Raw genomic sequence first — 14,150 nt, 5'->3', positions numbered from 1 at the left:
CCCCTACCGCAGTTTCAGCGTCGACAGGCCGATCAGCGCCAGCACGATGGCGATGATCCAGAACCGGATCACGACCTTGCTCTCGCTCCAGCCCAATTGTTCGAAGTGATGGTGAATGGGCGCCATCTTGAACACCCGCCGGCCGGTGCGTTTGAACCAGAACACCTGCACGATCACCGATACCGCTTCGAGCACGAACAGCCCGCCGACGATCGCCAGCACCACTTCGTGATGGCTCGCAACCGCAATCGCGCCGAGTGCGCCGCCCAATGCCAGCGAGCCGGTATCGCCCATAAACACCGCAGCAGGCGGCGCGTTGAACCACAGGAAGGCGAGGCCCGCCCCCATGATCGCACCGCAGAAAATCGCCAACTCCCCCGCGCCGGGCACATGCGGAATACCAAGGTACGCGCTGAAATCAGCCCGCCCGACCAGATAGGCGATGATCGCGAAGGTGCCGGTGGCGATGATCACCGGCATGATCGCGAGGCCATCCAGCCCATCCGTCAGGTTCACCGCATTGCCCGCGCCGACGATCACGAAGGCGGCGAACACGTAATAGGCCGGGCCCAGCGGAATGCTCACACCCGTCAGAAAGGGAAGGTAGAGATTGGTGTTGATCTGGCTGACAATCAGCCACGCCGCCACGCCCGCCACGACGAATTCCAGCGCCAGCCGCACCCGTCCCGGCACGCCCGCATGGCTGTTCTTCGCGACCTTGTCGTAATCGTCGAGGAAACCGATGATCCCGAAGCCGATGGTCACGGCAAGGCAGGCCCACACGAAGGGATTGGAAAGGTCCATCCACAACAGCAGCGATGCTGTCAGCGCGGTCAGGATCATCAGCCCGCCCATGGTCGGCGTGCCGCGCTTGGCCAGATGGGTTTGCGGCCCGTCCTCGCGGATCGGCTGGCCCTTGCCCTGTCGCACGCGCAGCAGATTGATGAACCGCGGCCCGATCAGCAGCCCGATCAGCAATGCAGTCATCAGCGTCGCACCCGCACGGAAGGTCTGGTAGCGAACCAGATTCAAGGCTCCCTCGAAACCCAGCCATTCGGCAAGCAGATAGAGCATTCAGTCGTTCCTCGGCGCCCTTTGCATCGGGCCTGCGCCTCCCGCTGCGGTCCCGGCAGGGGCGTTTTCGGTAAAATGTGACACCAGCCTGCCCAGACCGACCGAATTCGAGCCCTTGACCAGCACCGCATCGCCCGGAGCAAGACCGAATTGCGCAAGCGCCGTGATGGCTTCGGCAGGTGTCCCGCAATGCGCGAAGGCGATGGGCTTGCCAAGCGGATCGCTGCCAGCTTTCCCCAGTTCCTCGGCGAGCGGAGTCATCTCTTCGCCCACCAAAATTGCATGGGCGACCCCTGCATCGGCGATTGGTTCGACCAGCTGGCGGTGAAAAGCGTCGGAAAAGTCGCCCAGCTCCTTCATGCTACCCAGCACCGCAAGGCGGCGGGTTGAGACTGTTTCCTTGAGCGCCTTGAGCGTCGCCCGCATCGATGCGGGGTTCGCGTTGTAACTTTCGTCGATCAGCAGCGCTTCTCCGCCCGGCACCGCGATAGTGTGGCGTGCGCCCCGGCCCTTCATGCCGCCGACCTCGGCCAGTGCGAGACCCGCGCTGGCGAGATCGCCGCCCGCCGCGCGCACGGCCGCCATCACGCCCAGCGAATTGACGATCCAGTGTTCGCCCGGCTCGGCAATGGTGTAGCAAATCCGCCGGTCGCCGAGATCAGCCGTCACCAGCGTGCCGCCACCAGCTGCAGGAATCGCGTCGAGCAGCCGGACATCGGCGTTCGCGCTGCGCCCGAAGGTGACGATCTCCGCCCCGCTCGCCTTGGCACGAGCGATCAGCCGATTGGCCCATTCGCTGTCTGCGGGAATGACTGCGGTGCCGCCGGGAACCAATCCGGTGAAGATCTGCGCCTTCTCGTCCGCAATCGCCTCGAGGCTGCCGAGGTTCTCGATATGCGCGGGCGCAATCGTCGTGATCAGCGCGACATGCGGGCGGACATGGGCGGCGAGCGGCGCGATTTCGCCCGCGTGATTCATCCCCATCTCGAACACCCCGAACTTCGCCCGCGCAGGCAGGCGCGCAAGGCTCAGCGGCACGCCGACATGGTTGTTGTAGCTGCGGACCGAACGATGCGCCGCGCCGCGACTGGCGCGGTCGAGGCAGGCGAAGATCGCCTCCTTCACCCCGGTCTTGCCGACCGAGCCGGTGATGCCGATGCAGACTGCGTGTGAGCGCTCACGCGCCGCACGCGCCAGATCGTGGAGCGCCTGCGTGGTATCGGCTACCAGCACGTGCGGATAGTCAACCGGACGATCGACGATTGCGGCAACCGCCCCTTTTACAAAGGCTTGGGCCACGAACTTGTGACCATCCATCGCCTCGCCCTTGAGCGCCACGAAGACATCGCCGGGCTTCACATCGCGCGAGTCCATTTCGACGTCTGCGGCCAGAAAATCATGGCTGGCAACGCCGCCCGTCGCGGCGGCAATCTCGGCCGAAGTCCACAAGGCCTGGCGCAACGCATCCCGCGGCATGACCGGCCACGCGCGCAGACGCGGGTGAGTGATCGGTTTCGGCACGTTCATGAATTCACGCTCCCCGCCCCGGCGCATTGGCGCGCGACGTCGACATCATCGAAAGCTTCGATCCGCATAGTCTCTCCTGCGCCGAAAATCTGTCCCTGTTCGTGCCCCTTACCGGCAATCAGCACGATATCCTTCGCGCCCGCTTCGGCGATGGCAGCGGCTATGGCTGCACGCCGGTCGCCGATTTCCTGCGCCGCTCCGCCCGCTCCGGCGAGAATTGCCGCGCGAATGCTCGCCGGGTCTTCGCTGCGGGGGTTATCGTCAGTAACGATGACCAGATCCGCCGCGCGCGCCGCAACCGCGCCCATCTCCGCGCGCTTGCCGGTGTCGCGGTCACCGCCCGCGCCGAACACCGCGATCAATTTTCCGCCCTCTGCCACGTGCGGGCGCAGTGCGGCAATCGCCGCCTCCAGCGCATCGGGGGTGTGGGCATAATCGACATAGGCGGGCGCGCCTGCGGCATTGAGCGCCGCACGCTCCAGCCGTCCGCGTACCGGTTGGAGCCGGGTAAGCGCATCGAATACCGCGCCTGCATCCGTCCCTGTCGACAGCGCCAGCCCGGCTGCCACCAGCGCATTGGCGGCCTGATAGGCGCCGATCAAAGGCAGGTTCACTGTGCGGGTCTGCCCGTCGTGTTCGACGGTCAGCGTCTGGCCGAGTTGGCCCGGCACACGCTCGATCAGGCGCAGAAAGGTGCCGCGTTCGCCCACGGTACGCACATCGAGCCCGCGCGCGGAAGCTTCGGCAATGGCGCGGGCCGTCCACTCGGAAGCCTCGCCCCCGTCCCAGATCACCGCCGGGCTACCGGGTTCGACCACTTCGGTGAACAGCCGCATCTTGGCGGCGAAATAAGCCTCCATCGTGCCGTGATAGTCGAGGTGGTCGCGGCTGAAATTGGTGAACGCGCTCGCGGCGACCGTCAGCCCCTCATTGCGATACTGCGACAGGCCGTGGCTCGATGCCTCATAGGCGACATGCGTCACGCCTTCACGCGCGAGGCCTGCCATGTTGGCGAGGAAGGTGACGATATCGGGGGTGGTCAGCCCGGTGGACACGGAGCCATCTGGCGTGGTGACGCCCAGCGTGCCGATGCTTGCCGCGCGCTCGCCCGCCATGCGCCAGATCTGGCGAGCCATTTCGGCGGTCGAGGTCTTGCCGTTGGTTCCAGTGACGGCGACGATGGTCCGCGGCACCGGGGCGAAGAACCCCGCCGCTGCTTGCGCGAATGCCTTGCGCGGGTTGGCGTCGGCGATGTGGAGCGCACCTTCGACCTTGGCCTCGGGCCGTGCGACAATCGCTATTGCGCCCGCGCTGATCGCAGCGGGGATGAAATTCTCGCCGTCGAACGTCGCGCCCTGAAACGCGCCGAATACCGTGCCCGGCGCGACCTTGCGGTGATCGATTGCAAAGCCGGTGACGCCGACATCGGATGCGCCGTCGCTGGCGAGCCCTGCGCGCTCCAGCAGATCGGCCAGACGCATCAGTGCTTGTCCACCAGATAGCGCAGATCGGAAATATCGACATCGCGGCGTTCGTCGGGCTGCACGCCCAGCATCGGGCCGATGCGCGGCACCAGCCGCCCCACCACCGGCGCGGAGGTGAAGGCCGCGGTACGCTGGAAGCTGCTGGCGACCGTGCCCTTCGGCTCGTCCACCACGATGACCACGACATAGCGCGGCGCATCGAGCGGGAAGGCAGCGGCGAAGGAGGAAATCAGCGAGGTCTTGGCATAGCCGCCGCCCGATGCCTTCTCCGCCGATCCGGTCTTGCCGCCGATCCGGTAACCCGGCGCATCGGCGCTGCGCCCGGTGCCGTAGAGCGAGATCATCCGCAGCATCTGCCGCATCCGCGATGAGGTTGATTCCTTGAACACCCGACGCCCGCGCGGGATATCCGCCGGATCAAGCTTCATCAGCGTCGAAGGCCGCCAGATCCCGCCATTCACCATCGCTGCATAGGCGGATGCCAGATGCAGCGGCGTGACCGCAAGGCCGTGACCATAGCTCACCGTCATGTTGGTGATACGGCTCCACTTGCCGCCGGGCCAGATCGGCTTGCCCCGCGCGGGCAGTTCGATGAACGGGCGGCTGTCCATACCCAGATCAATCATGGCGCGGCGCAGACGTTCCGGGCCGAGTTCGTCGGCCACCCGCGCAGTGACGGTGTTGGACGAATAGACCAGCGCCTGCGGCACGTTGAGCGTCGCGCCCTTGGGCTTCAGATCCTTGATCGTGCGCCGCCCGACCTGCACCGGCTCGGCGTTCCACGCCCGCCCCAGATCGCGCACCACGCCCGCATCCATCGCGGCGGCAACGCTCAGCGGCTTGAAGGTCGATCCGAGCTCGTAAACCCCGTTGGTGACGCGGTTGAATACGTTCTTGGCGCCGCTCGCACCGGCCACGTTGGGGTCGAATTCGGGCAGGGACGCCATCGCCATCACCTCGCCGCTATCGACATCGAGCACGATGCCCGCAGCGCCAATGGCGTTGGTTTCCAGCATCCCGCGCCGCAATTCATCCTCCAGCGCGCCCTGCACGCGGACGTCGATCGACAGCGCCACCGGGGTGCCGCGCAGGTCAGGATCGGTCAGATGCTCCTCCAGCACCTGCTCCATCCCCACTTTGCCGCCCTGCTCCTCGACCACATAGCCGAGCACATGCGCCGCCAGCGTGCCCTGCGGATAGTGACGATCGGTTTCGCGCGGGATTTCCAGCGCGATTTCGCCCAGCGCGAAAACCTTGTTGGCCTCTTCGGGCAGAATGCGGCGGCGCAGATAGCCCGACCGGCCCGAGGCGAGGCGTTCGGCCATGCGCGCTTCATTGATATCGGGGAAAATCGCCTTCAACTGGCGCGCGACTTCCTCCGGCGATCGCACCAGCGGCGACCCCTTGTCGCCCATCGCGGAAGGATCGAACCACAGCGCATAGGCGGGAAAGGCGCGCGCGAGCGGCACGCCATTGCGGTCGGTGATCTCGCCGCGCGGGGGCAGCAGCGCATCTTCGAGGCTGGTACGTTCGGGCGCCTGCCCGGCCAGCGCCAGCGATGCGATCCGCACCAGCGCGATCAGGGCAATCAGCACAAAACCGAGCGCCACCCACAGCACCCGGAACCGCGCGGTCCACAGCAGTTGTGCGCGCAGGTTGACGCGCTGGATCCGGCCTGCCGGGATGGAGGGGACTGCCGCCGGGGCAGCCATCACGCTCATTCTCCGATTCCCTTTGCGCTCATGCTTGCGGCGCGCTGCTGCGATGCGCTGAGCGTCTGCGCTTGCGCGGCGCGGATCGGGGAGGCATCGATCAGGAAGTCGCCGAAGGCTTCGGTAAAGACCTGCCCGGCATCCTTCTCGCTCGCCGCCGAAGCTAGTGTCACCGGCGCGCCCGACAAAGGCGAGCGCATCGGTTCGGCATCGGCAGACGCGATATCGCCATCAGCGGTCACATCGCTGCGCGCCAGACGGATCGGCGACGGCGCATCGGGGCCGCGCCGCTGGCCGAGGCTCGCCAACTGGCGTTCGCCATCGAGAAACTGGTCGGCGCGCGGCGCGCCATAACCGAACTCGACCGCGTTCCACACGGCGAGCTGCCGCTGGCTGGCGCGCGTTTCGAACTCGGTTTCGAGCAGCAGGTTTTCGCGTTCGAGCGACAATATCTGGCGTTCTGCCAGCAGCACTTCGCTCTTCACCGCATGCACCTTGAAGCTGAGGATCACGACGAGGGCGAAGCATATCGCCAACACCGCCACCCAACCCAGGGATCGCGCCTGAGTGCCGGTCATCATCATGCTGCGATGCTCCTTGCCGGGGCGCCGGTGCGGATCGCATGGCGCAAGGTGGATGAACGGGCGCGCGGGTTGCGCTGGATTTCCGCATCGCCGGGACGAATGCCCTTGGAGACGCGAAGGAAGGTCGGCGCGGGGCCGGGAATCTCGCCGGGCAGATGGCGCGAAATGGCGCGGCCCGCGCCGCTCGCTTCGCGCAGGAAGTGCTTGACGATCCGGTCTTCGAGGCTGTGGAAACTCACCACCGCCAGCACCCCGCCTTCGCCCAGCAGCGCCTCGGCGGCGGCAAGCCCGGCTTCCAGCTCGCCCAGCTCGTCGTTCACGTGGATTCGCACCGCCTGAAACGTGCGAGTGGCGGGATCTTTCTTGTCGTGCGGCTTGTGGCCCAATGCGCGGCGCACCACGCGGGCGAGTTCGCCGGTGGTCGTCAACGGGCGCGCGGCGACGATGGCGCGTGCGACCCGGCGCGACTGGCGTTCCTCGCCATAGCGATAGATCACGTTGGCGATCGCTTCTTCGTCAGCGGTGTTGAGGAAATCGGCGGCACTTTCGCCCGCCTGGCTCATCCGCATGTCGAGCGGACCGTCATGCATGAAGGCAAAGCCGCGGTCGCCTTGGTCGAGCTGCATCGAGGACACGCCGATATCCATCACCACTGCATCGACCTGTGTGATGCCGAGCGCGGCCAGTTCGGCCTTCATCGCGGAGAACCGTGCCGGGTGGAGCGCAAGGCGGCCTTCATATTGCGCCACCATTTCCTGACCTGCGGCGATTGCATCGGGGTCGCGGTCGAAGGCGTGGACGCTCGCGCCCGCCTCCAGCAGGGCAGCGGTGTAGCCGCCCGCACCGAAGGTCGCATCGATAATGGTCATGCCCGGACGCGGAGCGATGGCCGCAACCACTTCATCCAGCAGCACGGGGATATGGGGTGCATCAACCATCACGCAGCCCCCTTCTTCGCGGCCGCGACCAGCTTTGCACAGCTAGCCTGCGCGCTCTTCCAGCCTGTATCCATCCGGCCGAGTTCTTCGGGGTTCCAGACGAAGAAGAAATCGCCCGCGCCCTGAAAATACAGCCCCTCGCCCACCTTGCCGAGATCGCGCAGGTGTTCGGGCATGACGAACCGCCCGCTGTCGTCGAACGGCAGCTGTTCGAAGCCGAACAATTGCTGGGCGCGCACTTCGCGGTCGAAATCATGGCTGCCGAGGCGGATTGCGCGCTCTTCTTCATTGTCGAGTTGGGCGTGCAGTTTGGCGATGCGCGACAGGCCGAAGCCGACGAGGCAATCGAAACGGTCATGGGCGGCGAGGCACAGGATGCGGTTGCCTTCGGAGCTTTCCTTCACCGCTTTACGGAACGCGGGCGGCAGGACAAAGCGGCCCTTATCGCCGGCGGGCGAAAAGGCTTGGCCACTATATCCTCCAAAAGCCGACACCCGACGCGATCCCCTCTTACCCCGTTGTGGCCTGCCCCGTTAAGGGAACCGGCCGTAATCCAGACACGCCCTCCCCGTCGCCGCGAGCAGGCAAGCGGCGGCACCGCGCCGACCCCACCAGCCGAACGCGTTGCAAACAGGCATGTTTGATGGACCGTGGTAATATCTGGGAAGCAGGCGGGATGAAAGGGATTTTTACGGGAAATCACGGGAAAACTAGTTATCACGCTGATTTTATTCCCTTCCTCTTGTCCAACAGCCCACTGCTCAGTGGATACTTGCCGAACGGCATCGCGCGAATCCGGCCCTGATCCACCCGTTTTCCGCGATTTTCCGTAGTGTTTCCCGCCCGAGTCCCCCGCCGAGTCCCGGCTGTCCCGCGATTTCCCCGATCGCCCCTATTCGAAGGCGGCGGCCAGCAATCCGGCGAGGGTTTGTCCGTTCTCGCCCGCCAGTTCGGGATGTTCGAACAGCGCGGCATCGGCGATCAGAGTGACCCTGCCCTTGCCCACCCGGCACGCCGCCGCCGCGCCTTCTGCTGCCAGCGTGCAATCGGCTGCGGCGGGATCGGTCACAGCGATACGGCCCGGCAGCGCCAGCGGCAGTGCGGCTCCGCCGAGCGACGCATCGGCCACCGCCAGCGCCTGCCGCTCGTCAAAGCTGACCGCCAGCCCCCAGCGTTCGACCACCGGCGGGATCAGCGCGGTTTCGACCGGGCGGCGCGGATCGCCCAGCGGCAAGTCGTAATCCCCGGTCGTTGCCGGATCGAGCACCAGCAACAGGCTTCCCCCGCCCCGCACCCATGCGTCGAGCGCGACATTATCGCCGGGCGAAAGCCCGCGCGGCTGGATCACCGCCAACCGGTCAAGATCCGCCAGCGGGTCGGTTTCGGGCGTGTCGGGGGATAGCGCGGGAATGGGGGTCAGCGTGTCGAGCGGCACCGGCCGATAGCGTGTCTCGATCGCGCGGCGCTGCCACGGCGGGGCGGCCCGATCAGCGGCAATGTCAGCGATATCGGCATCCGCCGGCCAGTAGAGCGGCAGACTGCTCATCAGCCCCAGCGGCGGACGCGCATCACTGGCAGGTTCCGGGCTGGCCGGTTCCAGATTGGCAGGTTCCGTCGGGGCGGCGCTGCAGGCGGCCAGCGCCAGCACTGCGCCGACCAGCGAGGCGATGGTTCTATTGCGGATCTGGCGCATTATCCGGCGCAGGGGCTGGCGGCGGCAAGTCGAGCGGGATCGCCGGCGTGGGGCTCGGCTCGACCGCGATGTCCGGCACAACACCGGCATCGGCCAGCGGATTGGCGCGCGACGGTTCAGGCGTCGGCTCGGTGGTGGGCGCGGCTTCGGGGACGGCGGCTTGCTCGGTAAAATCGGCCTGACTGCCGATGATGCTGGCTAGACCGACCAGCAGCAGCATGGCGGCGATGCCGAACACCCCGATCTGCAATCGCTGGATCGCTTCCTGACGATTTACGCTGGCCGGAGTGGCAGGCTCTGGCTCGGCCACCGGATCGAGCGCGCCCGAGGGCTGATTGCGCCCGGCCGGGAAAAGACTGCGCTGGGTCATGCTACGCAGCCTAGCCAGCAGCGGCGCGCGTGTCACGCCTCGTCTCCGGGCCGCGGTTCGAGCCAGTCGAACACCGGCAGTTCCTTGGCGGCGAGCCATTCGGCGTTGTAAAGCGTCGAAAGATAGCGGAAGCCGGTGTCGCACAGGATCGTGACGACCTGCGGATTGTCGCGCCCCTCGGCCACCAGTTCGCGGCCCAGTTCCACCGCGCCCGCGACATTGATGCCTGACGAGAGACCAAGGCACAGACCTTCTTCCTTCAGCAAGCGCGCCACCCACATCAGTCCTTCTTCGTCGCCGATGCGGTATTGCGTGTCGATCGGTGCACCTTCGAGGTTGGCGGTGATGCGTCCCTGCCCGATCCCCTCGGCGACCGAGGAGCCTTCGGCCTTCAACTCGCCGTGGGCGTAGTAATTATACAGCGCCGCGCCGTGCGGATCGGTCAGCGCGATGCGGATGTTCTCGTCCATTGCTTTCAGGCCAAGGCCCACCCCGGCAATCGTTCCGCCGGTGCCCGCCGCGCAGGTGAAGCCATCGACGCGCCCGCCCAGTTGCTCCCAGATTTCGGGCGCAGTGCCTTCGATATGGGCGCGGCGGTTGGCGATGTTGTCGAACTGGTTGGCCCAGACCGCGCCGGGGGTTTCCTCGGCCAGACGGCGCGAGGTGTGGACGAAATGGCCGGGGTTGGCGAACTTGGTCGGCGGTACCAGCACCAGCTGCGCGCCCAGCGCCCGCAACGTGTCCATCTTTTCCTTGGACTGGTTGTCGGGCATGACGATGATCGTCTTGTACCCCTTGGCATTGGCGACCAGCGCGACCCCGATCCCGGTGTTGCCTGCCGTCCCTTCGACCACGGTGCCGCCCGGCAGCAGCTCCCCGCGTGCCTCGGCATCGCGGATGATCCACAGCGCGGCGCGGTCTTTGACTGAGGAGCCGGGGTTGGCGAATTCGCACTTGCCGTAGATGTCGCAGCCCGCCGCTTCGCTGGGGCCAGCGAGCCGGACAATCGGGGTATTGCCGATCAGTGCGAGTGTATCGGCAAAAGGCTTGGTGATGTTCATGGCAAGGGAATTAGGCGCTCATGCGGCAGGCTGCAACGCTCAAGTCCCGGCGTCACGAAGCCAGCGCGAGCAGAACCTCGACTTCGCTGCCCTCGGCGATCCGTTCCGCCTTGCGCACCGCTGCCTTCAGCGGCAGCAGCCAGCCGCCTGCCTGTTTCGAGGGAAACAGCGATGTGCGCCATGTCGTGTCGCCGATCGTCGCCTCGACATAGACCGATCCCCACGCTGCTGCGTTGGTGGCATGGGCGCGGATCGCCTGAGCCGTCGCTCCGTCGATGGTCAGGAAATACCAGCTGCCCTTGGCCGGAGCGCCAGCGCTGCCCTGCCACAGCCAAACCGGCCCGCGCACAGGCCACGGCCCCGCAGAGCCGCTCGGCATATGCCCCAATTCGTCGCGCAGAAAACGGGCCAGGTCATCGTGCACCGGCCTGTTTCCCGCGCCGGACGATCAATCTTCCGGAGCGATGGTGATGTGGAGCCCGTCGAGCGCGGCGGTCAGCGGAACCTGACACGACAGGCGCGAAGTGGGTTCACGATGATCGGAGGATTCGAGCAGATCGTCCTCGTCCTCGCTCATTTTCGGCAGCTTGTCGACAAAGGCCGGATCGACATGCACGTGACACGTCGCGCACGAACAGCACCCGCCGCACAGCGCCAGCAGTTCGTCGAACCCGTTGTCGCGGATCGCTTCCATCACGGTCAGGCCTTCATCGACGCTGATCTCGCTGGTTTCGCCTTCGCGATTGGTGACGACCAGTCTGGGCATGGGCTACGTGTCCTTTTCGGCTATTGGGCGCAATCGGATGCGCTGGGAGAGTGCAACCGCGGCTGCTAAGGCACTCTGCGGATCAAGGCAAGTTAAGGAAAGTGACAGTGGGGCTGACGGCGGAAAAATTGCGTGAAGACCTCGATGCGCTGGCGCTGCGCGAACCGCAGTTGGCCAGCGCGCTGGACCGCGTCGGCTATCCCGATGCGCGGATTCGTGCGCCCGGTTTCGAAACGCTGCTGCGCACCATTGTCGGCCAGCAGGTCTCGGTCGCTTCGGCGGCATCGGTGTGGACCAAGCTGGAGGCGGAACTCGGCCCGGATTTTGCCCCCGCTGACTTGCTGGCGCGCGATTATGATGCCCTGCGCGCCTGCGGATTATCGCGCCAGAAACAGGGCTATGCGCGATCCCTGTGCGAATTGATGATCGCAGGCGAACTCGATTTCGACAATCTGCCCGCCGATGACGAGGAAGCGATTGCCCTGCTCACCCTGATCAAGGGCATCGGGCGCTGGTCGGCAGAGATTTACCTGCTGTTCGCTGAAGGCCGCCCCGATATCTGGCCCGCCGGAGACCTCGCCGTGCAGGAAGGCGTCAAACGCCTGCTCGATCTCGAAGAACGTCCGGCTGAAAAAACCACCCGCAAGCTGGCCGAGCCGTGGTCGCCGCAGCGCGGGGCGATGGCGATCTTCACGTGGCATTTTTACGCCAATCCGGCGCTTTGATCCGACAGGCTGCTTGCACCCGCCCCGCCGGTGTCTTATCTGCATAACACAGAAAAAGACATGCACCGGAGAGGAGAGACTCCATGCCCCGTCCCACACGTTTCGCCCGCCTGCTGGCCTGCGGCGCTGCTGCCGCTGCGCTGATGCTGCCGGGCCTGACCTTCGCCGAACCTTCCCCTGCCATCACCGCCGGAGCCGCAATGACCACGCAAGCCCAATCCGCCCCCCTGATCCCGCGCGATGCACTGTTCGGAAATCCCACCCGCGCGGCAGGCCAGATCAGCCCGGACGGTCAATGGTTGAGCTGGCTCGCCCCCAAGGACGGCGTGCTCAACATCTGGGTCGCGCCTGCCGACAACCCCGATGCCGCCCGCGCCATGACCAACGCAACCGACCGCCCGATCCGCCAGCATTTCTGGTCGCCGGATTCGCGCGCGGTAATGTACATTCAGGACAAGGGCGGGGACGAGAATTTCCTGCTCTACCGCGTCGATGTGACCAGCGGCGCGGAAACGACCGTGACCCCGTTCGAAAACACCCGCGTGCAGCTGGTCGGCGGCTCGACCACGATCAAGGACAAACTGCTGCTGGGCCTCAACAACCGCGATCCGCAGTGGCACGATGTCTACCTGCTCGACATCACCACCGGCGAGTTGGAACTGGTGCTGGAAAACAACGCCTATGCCGGGTTCATGGCCGATGACAGTCTGACGCTGCGCATGGCGATGCAGCAGAACGAAGCGGGTGGCACCGACTATTTCCGCGTGACCGACAACGCAGTCGAGGAAACCCCGTTTGAAACCACGGCAATGGAAGATTCGCTCAGCACCGCGCCCGCCGGTTACACCACCGATGGCACGACGCTCTACTGGCTCGACAGCCGTAATCGCAACACCGCCGCGCTGTATGCGCAGGACACCGCAACCGGTGAACGGCGGCTGATTGCCGAGAACGACAAGGCCGATATCGGCAGCACCCTGCGCGATCCCGTCACCGGCGAGGTCGAGGCCTATGCGGTCAATTACCTGACCACCGAGTGGACCGCGACCGATCCCGAAACCCGCGCCTCGCTCGATTGGCTGGATCAGCGGCTCGACGGCGATTTCGGCGTCAACAGCCGCACCGATGACGACAGCGTTTGGATCGTCTGGAACGACCCGCTGACAAAGCCGGTTGCGACCTACATCTATGATCGCGCGGCGAGCACGCTGACCCCGTTCTATGTCTCGCGCCCCGAACTTGAAGGGATGCCGCTGCAAGTGATGCATCCGGTCGAAATCGCCAGCCGCGATGGTCTGATCCTGCCGTCCTACCTCACTCTGCCGCCCGGCAGCGATGCGGACGGCAACGGCAAGCCGGACAAGCCCGTGCCGATGGTGCTGCTGGTGCATGGCGGGCCGTGGGCGCGCGACGGGTATGGCTTCAACTCCGCCCACCAGCTGCTCGCCAATCGCGGCTACGCGGTGCTGAGCGTCAATTTCCGCGGGTCGACCGGATTCGGGAAGGACTTCATCAATGCCGGTAACAAGCAGTGGGGTCTGAAGATGCATGACGACCTGATCGACGCGACCCAGTGGGCGATCGATCAGGGCATCGCGCAGGCCGACAAGGTCGCCATCATGGGCGGATCATACGGCGGCTATGCGACGCTGGCGGGCCTCACCTTCACGCCCGAAGCCTTCGCCTGCGGGGTGGACATCGTCGGCCCTTCGAACCTTGAAACCCTGCTGTCGACGATCCCGCCCTACTGGGCTCCGCTGGTCAAGACGTTCCACGAACGCATGGGCAACCCGAACACAGAGGAAGGCCTTGCGCTGCTGCGCGCCGCCAGCCCGCTATACAAGGCGGACAAGATCGTGAAGCCGCTGCTGATCGCGCAAGGCGCCAATGATCCGCGCGTGAAGCAGGCCGAAAGCGACCAGATCGTGAATGCGATGAAATCGGCCGGGGTTCCGGTGACCTACGTCCTTTACCCTGACGAAGGCCACGGTTTCGCCCGTCCCGAAAACAGCATCGCCTTCTACGCCATCGCCGAAAATTTCCTCGCCGAATGCATCGGCGGCCGGGCCGAACCGCTTGGGGACGCGCTGGAGCCTTCGAGCGCCGAAATCGTCGAGGGCGAAGACCACGTGAAGGGGCTGACAGCGGCGCTGGGCGGTTAGTGCAGGCCGCCGCGCATTCTGCCTGCTGACAAGCGCCGCATCCGCCCCTAAGCA

The 14,150-nt window shown here is 65.7% G+C and carries 14 protein-coding genes; 2 read left to right on the top strand and 12 right to left on the bottom strand.

Annotation, left to right across the window (positions count from 1 at the left end):
- Positions 1-3: 3 nt before the first annotated feature.
- The 12 genes from mraY to Q0L48_RS04685 form a co-directional block, all read right to left on the bottom strand.
- A complete protein-coding gene (mraY, locus tag Q0L48_RS04740; RefSeq protein WP_296717862.1) occupies positions 4-1,074 on the bottom strand; it encodes a phospho-N-acetylmuramoyl-pentapeptide-transferase in 1,071 nt (356 codons plus the stop codon).
- A complete protein-coding gene (gene murF, locus Q0L48_RS04735; RefSeq protein WP_296717861.1) occupies positions 1,075-2,601 on the bottom strand; it encodes a UDP-N-acetylmuramoyl-tripeptide--D-alanyl-D-alanine ligase in 1,527 nt (508 codons plus the stop codon).
- The gene (locus Q0L48_RS04730) at positions 2,598-4,082 is read right to left on the bottom strand and encodes a UDP-N-acetylmuramoyl-L-alanyl-D-glutamate--2,6-diaminopimelate ligase (RefSeq protein ID WP_296717859.1); all 1,485 of its coding nucleotides are present in this window, start codon (positions 4,080-4,082) and stop codon (positions 2,598-2,600) included. Before Q0L48_RS04730 ends, murF begins: the two co-directional genes overlap by 4 nt.
- Positions 4,082-5,797, bottom strand: coding sequence for a penicillin-binding protein 2 (locus Q0L48_RS04725; RefSeq protein ID WP_296717920.1), 1,716 nt, complete (start codon positions 5,795-5,797; stop codon positions 4,082-4,084). Before Q0L48_RS04725 ends, Q0L48_RS04730 begins: the two co-directional genes overlap by 1 nt.
- Before the next feature lie 5 nt (positions 5,798-5,802).
- Positions 5,803-6,381, bottom strand: coding sequence for a hypothetical protein (locus Q0L48_RS04720; protein ID WP_296717857.1), 579 nt, complete (start codon positions 6,379-6,381; stop codon positions 5,803-5,805).
- Positions 6,378-7,319 carry a 16S rRNA (cytosine(1402)-N(4))-methyltransferase RsmH gene (rsmH, locus tag Q0L48_RS04715; protein WP_296717855.1) on the bottom strand — a complete coding sequence of 314 codons (942 nt, stop codon included), beginning with the start codon at positions 7,317-7,319 and terminating at the stop codon, positions 6,378-6,380. The genes Q0L48_RS04720 and rsmH overlap by 4 nt, the downstream gene beginning before the upstream one ends.
- A complete protein-coding gene (locus Q0L48_RS04710) occupies positions 7,319-7,813 on the bottom strand; it encodes a division/cell wall cluster transcriptional repressor MraZ (RefSeq protein WP_296717853.1) in 495 nt (164 codons plus the stop codon). Before Q0L48_RS04710 ends, rsmH begins: the two co-directional genes overlap by 1 nt.
- Before the next feature lie 398 nt (positions 7,814-8,211).
- Positions 8,212-9,012, bottom strand: a complete 801-nt coding sequence (locus Q0L48_RS04705) for a hypothetical protein (RefSeq protein WP_296717851.1) — start codon at positions 9,010-9,012, stop codon at positions 8,212-8,214.
- Complete coding sequence (locus Q0L48_RS04700) at positions 8,993-9,382, bottom strand: hypothetical protein (protein WP_296717850.1); 390 nt, start codon at positions 9,380-9,382, stop codon at positions 8,993-8,995. The genes Q0L48_RS04705 and Q0L48_RS04700 overlap by 20 nt, the downstream gene beginning before the upstream one ends.
- A gap of 32 nt (positions 9,383-9,414) precedes the next feature.
- A complete protein-coding gene (locus Q0L48_RS04695; protein ID WP_296717847.1) occupies positions 9,415-10,443 on the bottom strand; it encodes a cysteine synthase A in 1,029 nt (342 codons plus the stop codon).
- Between the two features lie 52 nt (positions 10,444-10,495).
- A complete protein-coding gene (locus Q0L48_RS04690) occupies positions 10,496-10,867 on the bottom strand; it encodes a DUF1905 domain-containing protein (RefSeq protein WP_296717845.1) in 372 nt (123 codons plus the stop codon).
- 24 nt (positions 10,868-10,891) lie between these two features.
- A complete protein-coding gene (locus Q0L48_RS04685) occupies positions 10,892-11,209 on the bottom strand; it encodes a 2Fe-2S iron-sulfur cluster-binding protein (protein ID WP_296717842.1) in 318 nt (105 codons plus the stop codon).
- A gap of 107 nt (positions 11,210-11,316) precedes the next feature.
- Here Q0L48_RS04685 and Q0L48_RS04680 point away from each other — a divergent pair, with 107 nt between their 5' ends.
- Both Q0L48_RS04680 and Q0L48_RS04675 read left to right on the top strand, forming a co-directional pair.
- On the top strand, positions 11,317-11,934 hold the full coding sequence (locus Q0L48_RS04680) for a DNA-3-methyladenine glycosylase 2 family protein (RefSeq protein ID WP_296717840.1): 618 nt from the start codon (positions 11,317-11,319) through the stop codon (positions 11,932-11,934).
- A gap of 83 nt (positions 11,935-12,017) precedes the next feature.
- Positions 12,018-14,096, top strand: coding sequence for a S9 family peptidase (locus Q0L48_RS04675; RefSeq protein ID WP_296717838.1), 2,079 nt, complete (start codon positions 12,018-12,020; stop codon positions 14,094-14,096).
- The last annotated feature ends 54 nt before the right edge of the window (positions 14,097-14,150 follow it).

The sequence above is a fragment of the Erythrobacter sp. genome, assembly GCF_024305245.1.
Lineage (GTDB): Bacteria > Pseudomonadota > Alphaproteobacteria > Sphingomonadales > Sphingomonadaceae > Erythrobacter.
The sequence above is the reverse complement of the archived record's forward strand: the minus strand, read 5'-3'. Positions and strand labels throughout refer to the sequence as shown.

Bases quoted from the DNA above. Each gene is read 5' to 3' on its own strand.
- rsmH (WP_296717855.1), bottom strand. From the start codon at position 7,319: ATGGTTGATGCACCCCATATCCCCGTGCTGCTGGATGAAGTGGTTGCG.
- Q0L48_RS04720 (WP_296717857.1), bottom strand. From the start codon at position 6,381: ATGATGATGACCGGCACTCAGGCGCGATCCCTGGGTTGGGTGGCGGTG.
- Q0L48_RS04725 (WP_296717920.1), bottom strand. From the start codon at position 5,797: ATGGCTGCCCCGGCGGCAGTCCCCTCCATCCCGGCAGGCCGGATCCAG.
- Q0L48_RS04685 (WP_296717842.1), bottom strand. From the start codon at position 11,209: ATGCCCAGACTGGTCGTCACCAATCGCGAAGGCGAAACCAGCGAGATC.
- murF (WP_296717861.1), bottom strand. From the start codon at position 2,601: ATGAACGTGCCGAAACCGATCACTCACCCGCGTCTGCGCGCGTGGCCG.
- Q0L48_RS04695 (WP_296717847.1), bottom strand. From the start codon at position 10,443: ATGAACATCACCAAGCCTTTTGCCGATACACTCGCACTGATCGGCAAT.
- Q0L48_RS04700 (WP_296717850.1), bottom strand. From the start codon at position 9,382: ATGACCCAGCGCAGTCTTTTCCCGGCCGGGCGCAATCAGCCCTCGGGC.
- Q0L48_RS04705 (WP_296717851.1), bottom strand. From the start codon at position 9,012: ATGCGCCAGATCCGCAATAGAACCATCGCCTCGCTGGTCGGCGCAGTG.
- Q0L48_RS04675 (WP_296717838.1), top strand. From the start codon at position 12,018: ATGCCCCGTCCCACACGTTTCGCCCGCCTGCTGGCCTGCGGCGCTGCT.
- Q0L48_RS04730 (WP_296717859.1), bottom strand. From the start codon at position 4,082: ATGCGTCTGGCCGATCTGCTGGAGCGCGCAGGGCTCGCCAGCGACGGC.
- mraY (WP_296717862.1), bottom strand. From the start codon at position 1,074: ATGCTCTATCTGCTTGCCGAATGGCTGGGTTTCGAGGGAGCCTTGAAT.